The following is a 14483-nucleotide window of genomic DNA, read 5'->3' on the forward strand; positions in this document are numbered from 1 at the left end:
CCGCCCGCTTTATCCCTCGGCGAAGGGGTGGCCGACGACATAGGGGCGATAGGCCAGATCCTTGCCGATGATGTGGCGCATCGCCCATTTGGTCAGGATGTCGATGATCTCGGTTCGGGTCGTGGTGGTGTTGCCGCTGCGGCGGCGAAGCGTCTGGATATCGTCCAGAAGCTGGCGGTGTTCGGCCTGATGCTCGGCGAAATCGGGATAGTTACAGGCCAGCATCAGCCGTTCCTCGGTCTCGAAATGGAACTGGGCGTAATCGATCAGGTCGTTCAGCCCTTGCTCGATCATCGCCTGGGTCCCGGTTTCGAGCGACAAGCCCAGCCGGTTCAGCATGTCGATCATCGTCCGGTGTTGCAGGTCCATCAGCGGCACGCCGACGCTGAGGGTTTCGATCCATTGGGGAAGGGGCATCGCCGCGGCTCCGCTCTGGTCTGCGGTCCAGCATACCATGCCGGACGCGAGGTCGGTCCTGCTTTTGCGGTCAAGAGTGGTGGTCGGGCGACCATCACCGGGCGATCAGGATGCCCCCGGCCGAAGCGGGGGTCTGTGGCTGCGGCCACAAAGGGGGAGCCTAGCTCGGCGTGCCGAGCTTGCGCGCCGGGGTGCCCAGCCGGTGTTTCCGCTCCAGCAGATCGCGCATCGCCTCGGCGGGGAGCGGGCGGCTGAAGATATAGCCCTGGATCTGGTCGCAGCCGAGATCGCGCAGGAAGTCGAGGTCTTCCTGCCGCTCGACCCCTTCGGCCACCACGGTCAGCTTCAACGCCTTGGCCATCGCGATGATGGCATCGACGATGGCGGCATCGTTGGGATCGGCGGCGACGTCCATCACGAACGAGCGGTCGATTTTCAGCTTTTGAATCGGGAAACGCTTCAGCACCGACAGCGAGGAATAGCCGGTGCCGAAATCGTCGATGGCGCAGCCGATGCCCATTTCCTTCAGGCGCTGGACCACCGCAATCGCATTGTCGGCATCGCGCATCGCCGAGGTCTCGGTCAGTTCGAGTTCGAGCCAGCGGCTTTCCAGCCCGGTTGCGGCCAGCACCCGCTCGCACGCACCGATCAGGCGGCGGGCATATTGGAACTGGCGGCCCGACACATTGACCGCGACCGGCACCGCCGGTAGCCCGGCCAACTGCCAGTCCCGCGTCTGGCGGGTACAGGTGTCGAGCATGAACTCGCAGATGACGTCGATCAGGCCGGATTCCTCGGCGACCGGGATGAAATCGGCGGGCGAGACCGGCCCTAATTCGGGGCTGGTCCAGCGCACCAGCGCCTCCATCCCGACGATATCGCCGCTGATCAGATCGACCTGGGGCTGGTAATGGGCCGACAACTCGCCGTGATCGACGGCACGGCGCAGCCGGTTTTGCATCGACAGGGTTTTGCTGGCCCGCGTGCTCAGTTCCTTGGTGAACATCTGGAAGCTGGCGGTGCCCTGACCCTTGGCCCGTTGCAGGGCGGCGTCGGCATTCTTGATCAGGGTTTCGGCGTCTTCGCCGTCGCGGGGGAACAGGGCGACGCCGGTCGCGGCCGAGACGTCGAAATCCTGACCGGCGACCGAGACGGTGGTTTGGGCCTGGGTGTGGAGACGGTCGAGCGCGTCTTCGAGAATCCGGCGATTGTCATAGCCGGTCAGCAGCAACAGGAAGTGATCGCCCGACACCCGGGCCATGATGTCATTGGGGCCGATCGAGGCGCGGATCAGATCGGCCACCCCCATCAGCACCTGATCGCCGACATCATGCCCCATCGTCGCATTGATGACGCCCAGCCGGTCCAGTCCCAAACTGACGATCCCCAGCAGCGAGGATTGCCGCCTGGCCTCGTCGCGGGCGGTCTCGAACCGCTCCAGGAAGGCGGTGCGATTGGGCAGCCGGGTCAGTGGATCGTGATAGGCCAGGAACGACAGGCGCTGTTCGGCCAGCTTGCGGTCGGTGACGTCGATGATGACGCCGTCCCAGACGATTTCGCCACCCTCGCGCCGGGTGGGGCGGGATTGGCCGCGCAGCCAGTGGCGGCGGCCATTGGGGCCGGGCACCGAGATTTCCTCGTCAAACGGCTCCATCGCCCGGGCAGAGCGGCCCAGCCCGGTCATGAAGGCAAGACGTTCGTCGTCCGGCAACATGTCGAGAAAGCGGTCGGGCGTGGCGATCAATTCCTCGGGGCCGATGCCGAACACGGCGCGGCAGCCTTCGCTGACATAGGAAAATTCCAGCCGTCCGTCCGGCCACAACACCCGCTGAAACACGATGCCCGGCATGTTGGCGGCGATCGCGCGCAGCCGCTGTTCGGTCTCGCGCAGGGCGGCTTCGGTCTGGCGGCGGCGGGTGACATCGCGGCCGATGCCGACGAACAGGCGCTGGCCGTCAAGCCGGACTTCGCTGGTCGACAATTCAAGAGCGAAGGTGGTGCCGTCCTGATGCAGGCCGGTCAGATCGCGCGGTCCGCCGCCGACGATACTGGCGGGCGAAGTGTCGGCGGAATCGAGCAATTGGGGGTGGCGGAGCGCCGGGACCAGCAGGGCCGCCAGCGGCTGGCCGACCAGCGATTCGTCGTCACGGCCGAACAATCGCCGGGCGGCGGCGTTGGCGGAATCGATCCGCCCCTGGGTGTCGAGGATCAGGATCGAATCCTCGGCATGGTCCATCAGCATGTCGAGGCGCAGATCGGCGCGCCGTTCGTCGGTGACGTCGATCACGACGCCGATCCATTCAAGGGTGCCGTCGTCACAGCGATGGGGGATCGATTGTCCCCGCATCCAGCGCACTTCGCCCGAGGCGGTAATGGCGCGGTATTCCTCGCGGCACATCGTCACCGTCGTCGCCGAGCGGTGGATTTCGTTGATATGCGGGTCGCGGTCGGCCCAGTGGATGACGTGAAGGCAGCCCTTGGCATTGACGCCCATCGTCTGGGTCGAAAAGCCCAGGATCTCCCGCACTCCGTCGCTGAACCACGGGTAATTGATCGTGCCGTCGGGCGACAGACGGCGGAGGAAGGCGATGCCGGGAAGACAGGCGATCAGCCCCTTCAGACGCCTCTCGGTCTCGTCCGCCGATTCAGACGCCGCTGGTGCTGTGCTGGCTTCGACTCTGTCGCTCACCCTGGTTCCTTATTGCCGAATCGGGCCGCGAATGACCGACCGTCCTGGAGTGGTAATGGTATCGGTGTGTCGAGCGGCAGGCAACCGATACCCATCGGTTGGTGCGAGACGACTCGGTTTTCCTCTATTTATCACGAGGTGGAAAGAGGTCAATTTTCCCTTACAATCGCCCCCATAATCGTCGTGAAAAGGACCCGTTTCCATGGAGTGGCTAACCAACCCCGAAATCTGGCTGAGTCTGGCCACCCTGTCCTTGCTCGAGATTGTGCTCGGCATCGACAATCTGGTCTATCTCTCCATCCTCTCGAACCGTTTGCCCGTGCATCTCCGCCCGCTGGGCCGACGGCTTGGGCTGGGCTTCGCCGTGCTGACCCGGATCGCGCTGCTCGGCTCGCTGACCTGGATCGCCGGGTTGGTCGAGCCGGTCTTTTCGGTGTGGGGGCATCCGGTCAGCTGGCGCGATATCATCCTGATCGGCGGCGGCGTCTTCCTGGTCGCCAAGGCCACCCATGAAATTCATGGCAGCCTGGAAGGCGAGGATGACGAGAGCGACCGCGCTTCTCCCGAGGCGAGTTCGGTGGCTGCGGTTGCCGTTCCTGCCACCGCCGGTCTGCTCTCGGTCACCGCGCAGATCGCGGTGCTCGATATCGTCTTTTCGCTGGATTCGGTGATTACCGCCGTCGGCATGGCCAGCCACATCGAGGTGATGGTGGCGGCGGTGCTGCTGGCCGCCCTGGTGATGGTGGTCGCCTCCGGCCCGATGTCGCGGCTGATCGAACGCCACCCCACCATCAAGATGCTGGCTCTGGCTTTCCTGCTGTTGATCGGGGTGGCCCTGGTCGCCGACGGAACCGGGTTCCATATTCCCAAAGGGTATCTGTACTTCGCGATGGCGTTCTCGCTGGGGATCGAAGTGCTGAACCTGATGGTGCGCAACGGGCGGCGTAAGCCGGTCCGTCTGCGGACGCCGCTGCGGTAGGAGCTTCGCGCCGGGTCGAAGCGTGCGTTGAGCCGGGTGAGGCGCTGTGCTATCGCTCGGGTTCGCCATGGATGAGGCCCGGCGGTACGGTCCGTGGGGCAAACGGGAAACTGGAGAGAGAGATGGCTTACGTCGTCACCGAAAACTGCATCAAGTGCAAATACCAGGATTGCGTCGAGGTCTGCCCGGTCGATTGTTTTTACGAGGGGGAGAACTTCCTGGTGATCAACCCTGACGAATGCATCGAATGCGGCGTTTGCGAACCGGAATGCCCGGCCGAAGCCATCGTGCCTGATTCCGAGCCCGGTGCGGCCGAATGGGTCGAAATCGCCCGTCAGTATGCCGGGCAGTGGCCCAACATCACCCGCAAGGGTGAGGTCCCCGCCGATGCGGCCGACTGGAAGGGCAAGCCGGGCAAGAAGGGCCTGTTGTCGTCCAAGCCCGCCCGTTAACACCATTGCGGTGGCCCTGGGGAATCGGGGGGTCGATCTCCCCAGGGCCCGACCGCGAGCGGATGATTGCCCCGGCGGCCTCTGGCGGGATACGCTGCCGCGATGAGCAAGACGCCCCCCAAAGCACCGAAATCGGTTAAGCCGCCCAAACCGCCCAAGGCCTCGCGCCCCGCGGCCCGGCCCGCGCCCCTTCCGTCGAAACAAGAGATCCTGGATTTCATCCGCGCCCAGCCCGGCCGGGTGGGCAAGCGCGAATTGGCGCGTGCCTTCCGTCTGCGTGGTGACGACCGGATCGATCTGAAGGCGATCCTGCGCCAATTGGAAGGCGAGGGCGCGGTGCGGCGTGACCAGCCTCGCCGCTTCTCCAACCCCGGAACCCTGCCCGAAACCGGGGTGGTCGAGGTGATCGGCACCGATTCCGACGGCGAATTGCTGGCCCGGCCGGTGGTGTGGGAGCAAGAGGGACGGCCGCCCCGGATTTTCCTGGCTCCCTTCCGCCCCGGTCAGCCCGCGGTCGGGATCGGCGACAAGGTGCTGTGCCGCCTGCGCCGGATGCGGGACGATACCTTTGAAGGCCGTCCGATCAAGATCGTCGGCGAAGCCCGCGCCCGCGTGCTGGGGGTGTTCGAGCCGCTGCCCGATGGGTCGGGTCGAATCCGCCCGACCAGTCGGCGCGAGAAAGCCGATTACATGGTGCCCAAGGGCGAAAGCGGCGGGGCCGAAACCGGCGAACTGGTGCTGGCCGACATCTTGCCGGGGCGGCTGTACGGCCTGCGTCAGGCGGTGGTGAAGGAACGGCTGGGGCCGCTGGGCGGGCCGCGCTCGATCAGTCTGGTGGCGATCCACACCAACGACATTCCGTTCGATTTCCCCCGCGAGGCGCTGGCCCAGGCCGCCGCCGCCGGTCCGGCTCCGCTGGGAGCGCGGACCGATCTGCGCGCCGTGCCGCTGATTACCATCGACGGCGAGGACGCCCGCGATTTCGATGACGCAGTGTGGGCCGAGGCCGATACCGATCCGGGCAATCCCGGCGGCTGGCATTGCCTGGTCGCGATCGCCGACGTCTCGTGGTACGTCCGCCCCGGCGATGCGCTCGACCGCGAGGCGTTCAAACGCGGCAATTCGGTCTATTTCCCCGACCGGGTGGTGCCGATGCTGCCCGAGGATTTGTCAAACGGCTGGTGTTCGCTGAAGCCGGCCGAGGAACGCCCCTGTCTTGCCGTCGAGTTCTGGATCGACCAGAACGGCCACAAGCGCCGTCACCGCTTCCTGCGCGGGCTGATGCGCTCGGCGGCCCGGCTGACCTATGCCCGGGTCCAGGCCGCCCGCGACGGCCAGCCCGACGACGAGACCGCCCCGCTGGTCGCGCCGGTGATCGCTCCGCTGTATGGCGCGTGGGAGGCGCTGGGCCGGGCGCGCAAGCAACGCGGCGTGCTTGAACTCGATCTGCCCGAGCGCAAGGTGGTGATGAACGAGGAGGGACAGGTCGCCGGGGTGGTCGAGCGCGAACGCTTCGACAGCCATCGCCTGATCGAGGATTTCATGATCGCCGCCAACGTCTGCTCGGCCGAGACGTTGGAGAAGCAGGGCCAGCCCTGCATGTACCGGGTTCACGATCAGCCTTCGGCGGAAAAGCTCGATGGCCTGCGGGAGGTGTTGCGCGGTCTCGACCTCAAACTGGCCAAGGGGCAGGTGCTGAAGCCCGAGCATTTCAACCGCATCCTGGCGGCGGTGGCGGGAACGCCCCATGCCTCGCTGGTCAACGAAGTGATCCTCCGCTCGCAGGCGCAGGCCGCTTATTCGCCTGAAAACCTTGGGCATTTCGGGTTGGGCCTTGCCCGCTACGCCCACTTCACCTCGCCGATCCGCCGCTATGCCGATCTGCTGGTCCATCGGGCTCTGGTCGCCGGTTTGGGGCTGGGCGAGGGCGGGCTGCCTGCGGATGCGGTTGGGCAGTACGAGGAATGGGGGCAACATATTTCGGCCACGGAACGACGCGCCTCGACCGCCGAGCGCGAGGCGGTCGATCGCGCCGTCACCTTGTTCCTGGCCGACCGGGTCGGGGACGAATTCATCGGCCGGGTGTCGGGGGTGACCCGCTTTGGGCTGTTCGTAACGCTGGATGGCAGCGGGGCCGACGGGCTGGTGCCGATCTCCAGCCTGCCCGACGATTACTACGATCACGACGAGGCGCGGCATTGCCTGATCGGACGGCGCAGCCGCAAGAGCTTTCAGCTTGGCCAATTGATCGAGGTGTCGTTGCGGGAAGCCAACGTGCTGACCGGCTCGATGGTGTTCGGACTGGCCGGGCAGGGGCCGGGGCGGGCACCGCGTCGCCCCTCGTCCGCGCCGCCGCGTCGCCGGGGCCGCTGATCGCCCACGCGCCTCGGGGGGATGGAAGGAAGCAAAGATCACCGTGTCCGCGCTGCGCGCTTTCGCCGTGATGAGGAGATGGAGGGGGGGAGGCGCCGTGGCGCTTCTCGCCGTCATCGCGCTCCTGTCTTCCGCTCCCAAGGCGCAGGCCGCCTGGGACGTTGTCGAGGCGCAACGAACCGTCGCCTATGGGCTGGCCGCGATCGTCGAGCGGCAGCTTCAGCAGGTGCCCGCCTCGGCCGTCGCCCTTGATGCGATCCGGGGGCTGGCCGATATCGACCCCCAATTCGCCGTCGTTCTTCAAGGCGGTCGGGTGCGGTTGAGCAATGCCGACCGGGTCGTTGCCGATTATCCCGCTCCCGCCGCCGACGATGTCGAATCCTGGGCCCGGCTGGTGATCAGCGCGGCGCTGGATGCGGGCGACTTGTCCCCCTTGGTGCGCGACGCCGATTCCGAACGGCTGTACCGGGCTGTCTTCGAAGGGGCCCTGGGCACTGCCGATCTGCATTCCCGTTATGCCGGAGCGGCCGAGGCGCGCGACAACCGGGCCAGCCGCAACGGGTTCGGCGGCATCGGGATCCGCTTCGAACTGATCGAGGGCGACGCGCGGATCGTCGATGTCGTCGAGGATACTCCGGCGGCGCGGGCCGGGTTGCAGGCCGATGACGTGATCGTCCTGATCGACGGCAAGCCGGTCCGTGGGCTGGAGCGGAACGAGATTTCCGCCCGCCTGCGCGGCGCGGTCGCCAGCGCCCTGATCGTGACCTTGCGCCGGGGCGGCAAGATGGTCGAAGCGAAAGTGCAACGGTCGCTGATCGTGCCCAAGACGGTGACCCAGACCCTGGACGGCGGGATCGCGATCTATCGGATCAGCAGCTTCAACCAGCGCACCGCCAGCACTCTCGAAACCAAGCTGCGCGAGACGCGCGACAGGATGGGGGCGCGGCTGAAAGGGGTGGTGCTCGATCTGCGCGGCAATCCGGGCGGGCTGCTTGATAAGGCGGTGGCGGTCGCCGATCTGTTCATCGCCGACGGAACGATCATTTCGACCCAGGGCCGTAATCCCGCCGCCGATGCCGTGCTGACCGCCCGTCCCGGCGATCTGGCCGAGGATTTGCCGGTGGTGGTACTGATTGATGGGCGTTCGGCCTCGTCGGCTGAAATCCTGGCGTCGGCCTTGCAAGATTCCGGTCGCGCCGTGCTGATCGGGACCAATTCGTATGGAAAGGGCACGGTCCAGACCGTGATTCGCCTGCCCAACGATGGCGAGATCACCCTGACCTGGTCGCGCTTTCATGCCCCCAGCGGCTATGCCCTGCATGGGCTGGGCGTGTTTCCCGCGCTGTGCACCTCGCCCGCCCAGGCCGCGTCCGAACGCGGCGACCTCGGACGGGTCGCCCGCACCTTGGCGGTGTGGCGTCACGTCGGGTTGGACGACACCGCTCTGCGCGCCCGTCTGCGCGATCTCTGCCCCCCGGCGCGACGGACCGATGCCGCCGAGGATTTGTCCCTGGCTCTGCGCCTGCTGGCCGATCCCGCCGCCTTTACCCGTGTCCTGGCGGCAGAGGCGGTGCGCGCGAAAGAGTGATCACACGATAAAATGTGATAGCCTGGAATACCCCTTATGGGTTGATTGACGGGTTGGTCGTCTAAGACGTCCTGGCTAAAGAGGAAGGCAGCGGATGCTGAGACTGGATGTCGGAACCCTGGCTTTCTCGGCGGCAACCTTATCGCTGGCCGTGGGCTTGGTCATTCTGGTGTTCGGCTGGGCCCGGCGCGGCGACCGCCGCTGGATTGCCTTTGCCGCGTCGACTGGGCTCTATGGGGCCGGTCTCATCATTATTTTGCTGCGCGACATTCTGACGATGGAGGTCGCGATCGTCCTCGGCAATCTGCTGGTGATGATGTCGGCGGTGGCGGTCCATGCCGGGGCCTGCACGTTGGCCAATCGCCGCGAAGTGTGGTGGCCGCATGGTCTGATCCTGCTCCTGTTCCTTGCCGTTGCATTCGCCAGCGTCGGCCCGTGGGACAGCGTCAATGCCCGCGTCGCCCTTGTCTCGCTTGCCCGGGCTCCGATCCTGTTTCATGCCGCCTGGATTCTGGTCCAGGCTCGCCGCGCCGATCCCACCGCCGGATCGCCGCTGATCGCAGGGGTTCTCGGCGTATGGTGCGCGGTTTTGCTGCTGCGCGGGATTGTGGTGCTGACGGTCGAGGGGCCGATCGCCGATTTCCCGACGATGGATGGAGCCCAGGCGCTCTATTACACCATCAGCAGTTTCGGCAATCTGCTGATCGCTATTGCCTTGTTGCGGATGGATGGTGAGATCGTCGCCGCTTCGCTGAAGGCTCAGGTCGCCCACCAGACCGAGGCCCTGGAGCGCCGCATCGCCCAGTATGACGCGGCGCGGCGGGTGATCCGCAGCCAGCTTGCCTTGCGCGATGCCCTGATCGACACCCTGCCCGGACCCGTCTTTGCCAAGAGCGTCGATGGCGGCTTTCTGACCGTCAATCGGGCCTTCGAACAGGCCCTGGGGCTCAGTCGCGACAGTCTGGTTGGCAAAACCAGCTTTGACTTCAACAGTTCCGATCTGGCCACCTTGCATATCGAGGCCGACCGCAAGGTTCTGCTCGACGGGGTCCCTCAGACCTATGAGGCTCCGATCCGCTTTGCCGACGGCAGTCTGCATCGGATGCTGTTCAGCAAGGCGCGCTTCCTCGATGCCGACGGCAGCGTTGCCGGGATCGTCGGCGCGATGACCGATATCACCGAATTGTCGCGAGTCACCGACGAACTACGCCGCTCCGAAACGGACTTGCGATCGATTCTCGATAACATGACCGACATCTTCTATCGCTCGGATGCCGATGGCCGGATTTCGATGCTGTCGCGCTCGGTCGAGACGGTGCTGGGCTATACCGCCTCGGAATTGCTGGGTCAGCCGACGGCGGTGGCTTTAATCGATCCCACGTTGCGATCGTCGATTCTGGCCGCGATGCTGGCGAACGGCGGCTCGGTCACCGATTACGAATTCCAGATGCGCCACAAGGATGGACATCCCGTGTGGGTTTCCGCCAGCACCCGCCTGTTCGCGGAGGGGGGCGGCCGCTTTTCCGGCAGCGAGGGCACCTTGCGCCTGATCGAGGATCGCAAGCGCGCCGAGGCGGTGTTGCAGGAAAGCCAGTCGCTGATCCAGGTGCTGCTCAATTGCTCGGTCGATGCGACGTTGCTGATCGAGGCCGACGGAACCCTGCTTGCCTGCAACGGCGTTCTGGCCGATCGGCTGGGGATTCCGGTCGAAACGATGCTGGGGAGCAATTTGTGGGACCTGTTCCCGCCCGAGACCTCGGTCACCCGCCGCATCGCCGTCGCGACGGTGATCGCGTCGGGCCGCCCCGAGCGGCTGGTCGACCGGCGCCATGGTCGGGTGTTCGACAATATGATTCACCCGGTCGTCAACAGCGAGGGGAAGGCGTTTCGAGTCGCGGTGTTCTCGCGCGATATCACCGATCAGACCGAAGCCGAGGCTCAGATCGCCCGCCACATCGCCGAGGTCCAGCGCTCGAATGAGGAACTGGAACAATTCGCCTATGTCGCCAGCCACGATCTGCGCGAACCGCTTCGGATGATCAGCAGCTATCTGTCGTTGATCGAGCGACGGTACGCCGCGGTGCTGGACGAGGATGGCCGCCAATTCCTCGACTATGCCCGCGACGGGGCGCGGCGGATGGATCGGCTGGTGCTCGATTTGCTCGATTACGCCCGTATCGAACGTGGCGGCGATCCGATTGTTCCGGTCGATGTCCGCTCGACGATCGATCAGGCGGTTCGCGATCTTGGCTCGGCCATCGCCGAATGCGATGCCCGGATTACGGTTGAGGAGCCGACCAGTCCGGCCAACGTGATGGGCGACGGGGCGCAATTGACCCGGCTGTTTCAGAATCTGGTCGGCAATGCCCTCAAATACCGTCTGCCTGACCGCGTGCCCGAGATTCGGATCGCCTGTTCCCGCCAAGGGGCCGACTGGCGCTTTGACGTCGCCGATAATGGGATCGGGATCGAACCGGCCTATTTCGACCGGATTTTCCGCATCTTCCAGCGGCTGCATCCCCAGGGGCGCTATGACGGCACCGGGATCGGGCTGGCGATTTGTAAGCGGATTGTCGATCGCCACGGTGGCCGTATCTGGGTCGAGTCCGTTCCGGGCGAAGGGTCGGTGTTTTCCTTTACGCTGCCTGCATCATAGGGGTTTCCCCCTCTGTCATTGTCTCGTCACTTGCCTTCGATAGGCCAGAGGGCCTAACCCTGCGACGATAGATAGGGGAGAGCGCGCCGATGCGTATCGCGATGGTCACCGACGCCTGGACACCGCAGCGCAACGGCGTGGTCCGGGTGCTGACGGCGTTGACCGCGACGCTGGAGGCGATGGGGCACGAGATCGCGGTGTTCGAACCGGGTGCCTTTCCCAACATTCCCTGCCCCAGTTATCCCGAAATCCCCCTGGCGCTGTTTCCCGCCGCGCGGCTGGCGGCGATGTTGGAGTCCTTTGCCCCCGATGCGGTTCACCTCGCCACCGAGGGGCCGCTGGGCTGGGCCGGGCGGTCCTGGTGTCTGGAGCGGTCGCTGCCGTTCACCACCGCCTATCACACCAAATTTCCCGATTACGTCACCGCCCGGACCGGATTGCCGCTTGAATGGTCCTATGCGCTGATGCGCTATTTTCACCAGCCGGCGGCGGCGACGCTGTGCCCATCGCCCTCGGTCTATCGGGAATTGCGCGAACGCGATTTCACCGGGGCGGTCGAATGGTCGCACGGGGTCGATACCGATGCCTTTCGCCCGCGCGGCAAGGGGCTGTTCGATCTGCCCCGTCCGGTGTTCCTTTATGTCGGACGGGTCGCGGTCGAAAAGAATCTGCCCGCCTTTCTCGACCTCGATTTGCCGGGGTCGAAGCTGGTGGTTGGCGATGGTCCGGCGCGGGCCGGGCTGATCAAGCGCTATCCCGAGGCCCATTTCCGCATCGTCAATGGCGACGACGAATTATCCCGAGCCTATAGCGATGGCGACGTGTTCGTGTTTCCCAGCCGCACCGATACCTTCGGTCTGGTGATGCTGGAAGCGCTGGCCTGTGGCGTGCCGGTCGCGGCGTTTCCGGTCACCGGCCCCCGCGACGTCGTCGGCGATGCCCCGGTTGGAGTGCTGTCCGAAGATTTGGGGCAGGCGGCGCGGGCGGCGCTGGCGCTGTCGCCCCAGCTCTGCCGCGAGCACGCCGCCCGTTTTTCCTGGGCGACGGTCGCCCGCGACTTTCTCGGCCATCTGCGTCCGTTCGGGGATTCGACCGATAAAATACCTAGTACGGCTGAAGCCAGTTGAGTCTTGGACACGAGGGGCAGATACTGACGCCGCTTTTCTAGTCCCAGTTCCCTGGAGGTGTCGGCCGTGAATCGGATCCGCGTCCTTGCTGTCGCCTGCTGTCTTGTCCTTCCGTCTTTTGCCGCCGATGCCCGTAGCAGCGGGAAAACCGGCGGGGCCTGCGCTACCCCCGAACAAATTCAAGCCGCTCAGTTGCGGCAGTTGCATAACCAGCTTCAGGTTGCGGCGTTGAATTGCCGGGGCGAAGATTCCTCGCTGCATGCCAAATGGGGCGGCTATGTCGGCCGTTTCGGCTCGACCCTGTCCGACAATGCTCAGGTCCTGCGGACCCATTTCAAGAGCCCGGCAGCCTTCGATCGCTACAACACTCAGGTCACCAACCGCGAATCGGTGCGGGTGCACGAGGTCGATTCGTATTGCGAAACCCGGGCGCAGATGTTCGATCAGGTGATGCAAATGAGCCCGCCTCAGTTGATCGCCTTTGCCGGACAGACGGTCGGCCGTCCTGACCATATGTCGGATTGCGCGGCTCCGGTGACCAAGGCGGCCAGCAAGACCCCGCGTCATCAGCAGCCCAAGAAGAACCAGACCGCTCAGGCCAACTGATCCTATCTGTCGTCATTGTGTCACGGTATTTTCAATTCGAAATTGCGTGACGATGGTATCTCGGGGCGCTGCGGTTTACGATAGCAGTCGCCCCGATTCCATTGCGGGATCGGGCCATGCTGGGGAGAACCCGCGATGACCGATCCATTCCGAGCGATGCTGACGATGCACCAGGCCGCTCTCGAAGGGTGGCTGAGCCTGACCACCCTGGCATTCCGGTCGTGGGAACAGGTTCTGGCGCTGAACGAGCAACTGGTGCGCCAGGCCGATGGTCTGGTCCGCGTCCATGTCGAAATCGACGACGGACCGACCTTCACCGGAAAATACGGCAAACGCCATCTCGACATCGACCCCGAGCGCGATGTGTAGAGCCGTGCGCGTCAAACAGGACGCACGATGTCCTAGATAAACATCGGTGCCCCAGCGCCGCCGATTTCACCGAGAAAGGTGACGAGGCCGCCGGGACGCAGAGGGACGTCGTCGCGCAGGGCATCCGGGGTGAGGTCGAGGGCGCGCAGCCCCATCTCGCACACCATTACCGACGCCCCCAGCCCGACGCAGGCGGCGAACAGGTCTTCGAATCCGGCGATCCCCTTGGCACGCAAGGCGGAATCGATCTCGACGGGGCTTTGTCCGCCTTGATCCGACCCCAGCCCGGCCCAGCCGGGAGTCCCATCCGCAGCGGGGCGGGCAAGGGCGCGGGTGGCGGCCATGGCAAAGAACAGAGTGACCGGGCGATTGCAGGCCAGCGCGGCGGCGGCGATCGCCAGGGCATAGTGAACCCGCTCGAAGGCGGGGGAGAACACCACCAGCGCCAGCGGTCCGGTTTCGGTCCGGGTGGCCTCAGCCATGGTCGCCGCAGACCGGGCAGGCGGGATCGCGGTGCAGCCGGGCGATGCTGACCGTTGCCTTCAGCGCGTCATAGCGCAGCAGCCGTCCCGATAGGCTTTCGCCGATCCCCAGCACTTCCTTGACCACCTCGGTCGCCTGCATCGTGCCGAGCGTTCCCGCCACCGAGCCCAGCACCCCGGCATTGGCGCAGGTGGGGCCGTCGCCATCAACGACGTCTTCGGGGTGGAGGCAGCGATAGCACGGCCCATCGGCGCGGAAGGTCGAAAGCTGTCCGTCGAAGCGGCGGATCGCTGCCGATACCAGGGTCCGGCCGGCGCGGCGGCAGGCATCGTTAATCAGGAAGCGGGTGGCGAAATTGTCCGACCCGTCGGCAACGATGTCATGTTCGGCGATCAGGGCGTCAATATTGGCGGCGGTCAGCCGGTCGCGCACCGGCACCAGCCGGACGTCCGGGTTGAGGTCAGCAATCGCGGCGGCGGCGCTGTCGACCTTGGGCTGGCCCAACCCGGAGGTCTTGTGCAGCACCTGACGCTGGAGGTTCGACAGCTCGACCGTGTCGTCATCGATCACGGTGATGGTGCCGATCCCGGCGGCGGCGAGATACAGGATCAGCGGCGAGCCGAGGCCCCCGGCCCCGACCACCAGCACCTTTGCCGCCAGCAGACGCGCCTGTCCGGTTCCGCCGATTTCGGGCAGCAGGATGTGGCGTGCATAGCGGTGGGTCTGCGCTTCGGTGAAATCCAA

At 65.5% G+C, this 14483-nt stretch carries 12 protein-coding genes; 8 read left to right on the forward strand and 4 right to left on the reverse strand.

The window, feature by feature from the left end; translation table 11 throughout:
• Window positions 1–9: 9 nt before the first annotated feature.
• Together K678_RS06975 and K678_RS06980 are read right to left on the reverse strand one after the other, a co-directional pair.
• Complete coding sequence (locus K678_RS06975; RefSeq protein ID WP_021131755.1) at window positions 10–417, reverse strand: bacteriohemerythrin; 408 nt, start codon at window positions 415–417, stop codon at window positions 10–12.
• Between the two features lie 160 nt (window positions 418–577).
• The gene (locus K678_RS06980; protein WP_021131756.1) at window positions 578–3106 is read right to left on the reverse strand and encodes a sensor domain-containing protein; all 2529 of its coding nucleotides are present in this window, start codon (window positions 3104–3106) and stop codon (window positions 578–580) included.
• A 202-nt stretch (window positions 3107–3308) separates the two neighbouring features.
• Here K678_RS06980 and K678_RS06985 point away from each other — a divergent pair, with 202 nt between their 5' ends.
• The 8 genes from K678_RS06985 (at window position 3309) to K678_RS07020 (ending at window position 13256) form a co-directional block, all read left to right on the forward strand.
• Window positions 3309–4085 carry a TerC family protein gene (locus K678_RS06985; protein ID WP_021131757.1) on the forward strand — a complete coding sequence of 259 codons (777 nt, stop codon included), beginning with the start codon at window positions 3309–3311 and terminating at the stop codon, window positions 4083–4085.
• A 122-nt stretch (window positions 4086–4207) separates the two neighbouring features.
• Window positions 4208–4537 carry a ferredoxin FdxA gene (fdxA, locus tag K678_RS06990; protein WP_021131758.1) on the forward strand — a complete coding sequence of 110 codons (330 nt, stop codon included), beginning with the start codon at window positions 4208–4210 and terminating at the stop codon, window positions 4535–4537.
• Between the two features lie 102 nt (window positions 4538–4639).
• Window positions 4640–6910, forward strand: a complete 2271-nt coding sequence (gene rnr / locus K678_RS06995; RefSeq protein ID WP_021131759.1) for a ribonuclease R — start codon at window positions 4640–4642, stop codon at window positions 6908–6910.
• A 97-nt stretch (window positions 6911–7007) separates the two neighbouring features.
• Window positions 7008–8498, forward strand: a complete 1491-nt coding sequence (locus K678_RS07000) for a S41 family peptidase (protein WP_021131760.1) — start codon at window positions 7008–7010, stop codon at window positions 8496–8498.
• 94 nt (window positions 8499–8592) lie between these two features.
• The gene (locus K678_RS17645) at window positions 8593–11154 is read left to right on the forward strand and encodes a PAS domain S-box protein (protein ID WP_021131761.1); all 2562 of its coding nucleotides are present in this window, start codon (window positions 8593–8595) and stop codon (window positions 11152–11154) included.
• A gap of 89 nt (window positions 11155–11243) precedes the next feature.
• Window positions 11244–12281, forward strand: a complete 1038-nt coding sequence (locus tag K678_RS07010; protein WP_021131762.1) for a glycosyltransferase family 4 protein — start codon at window positions 11244–11246, stop codon at window positions 12279–12281.
• Between the two features lie 66 nt (window positions 12282–12347).
• Window positions 12348–12887, forward strand: coding sequence for a hypothetical protein (locus K678_RS07015; protein WP_021131763.1), 540 nt, complete (start codon window positions 12348–12350; stop codon window positions 12885–12887).
• Between the two features lie 135 nt (window positions 12888–13022).
• Window positions 13023–13256: a hypothetical protein gene (locus tag K678_RS07020; protein ID WP_021131764.1), complete on the forward strand. Its 234-nt coding sequence runs from the start codon at window positions 13023–13025 to the stop codon at window positions 13254–13256.
• A gap of 32 nt (window positions 13257–13288) precedes the next feature.
• Here the strand turns inward: K678_RS07020 and K678_RS07025 are convergent, their stop codons facing one another.
• Together K678_RS07025 and K678_RS07030 are read right to left on the reverse strand one after the other, a co-directional pair.
• Complete coding sequence (locus tag K678_RS07025; protein ID WP_021131765.1) at window positions 13289–13738, reverse strand: DsrE family protein; 450 nt, start codon at window positions 13736–13738, stop codon at window positions 13289–13291.
• Window positions 13731–14483 carry a HesA/MoeB/ThiF family protein gene (locus K678_RS07030; protein ID WP_021131766.1) on the reverse strand — a complete coding sequence of 251 codons (753 nt, stop codon included), beginning with the start codon at window positions 14481–14483 and terminating at the stop codon, window positions 13731–13733. Before K678_RS07030 ends, K678_RS07025 begins: the two co-directional genes overlap by 8 nt.

The sequence above is a fragment of the Magnetospirillum fulvum MGU-K5 genome, assembly GCF_000442515.1.
Classification (GTDB): domain Bacteria; phylum Pseudomonadota; class Alphaproteobacteria; order Rhodospirillales; family Magnetospirillaceae; genus Phaeospirillum; species Phaeospirillum fulvum_B.

Coding starts and splice junctions, on each gene's coding strand:
- K678_RS07010 (WP_021131762.1), top strand. CDS start 11,244: ATGCGTATCGCGATGGTCACCGACGCCTGGACACCGCAGCGCAACGGC.
- K678_RS07025 (WP_021131765.1), bottom strand. CDS start 13,738: ATGGCTGAGGCCACCCGGACCGAAACCGGACCGCTGGCGCTGGTGGTG.
- K678_RS06985 (WP_021131757.1), top strand. CDS start 3,309: ATGGAGTGGCTAACCAACCCCGAAATCTGGCTGAGTCTGGCCACCCTG.
- fdxA (WP_021131758.1), top strand. CDS start 4,208: ATGGCTTACGTCGTCACCGAAAACTGCATCAAGTGCAAATACCAGGAT.
- K678_RS17645 (WP_021131761.1), top strand. CDS start 8,593: ATGCTGAGACTGGATGTCGGAACCCTGGCTTTCTCGGCGGCAACCTTA.
- rnr (WP_021131759.1), top strand. CDS start 4,640: ATGAGCAAGACGCCCCCCAAAGCACCGAAATCGGTTAAGCCGCCCAAA.
- K678_RS07020 (WP_021131764.1), top strand. CDS start 13,023: ATGACCGATCCATTCCGAGCGATGCTGACGATGCACCAGGCCGCTCTC.
- K678_RS06975 (WP_021131755.1), bottom strand. CDS start 417: ATGCCCCTTCCCCAATGGATCGAAACCCTCAGCGTCGGCGTGCCGCTG.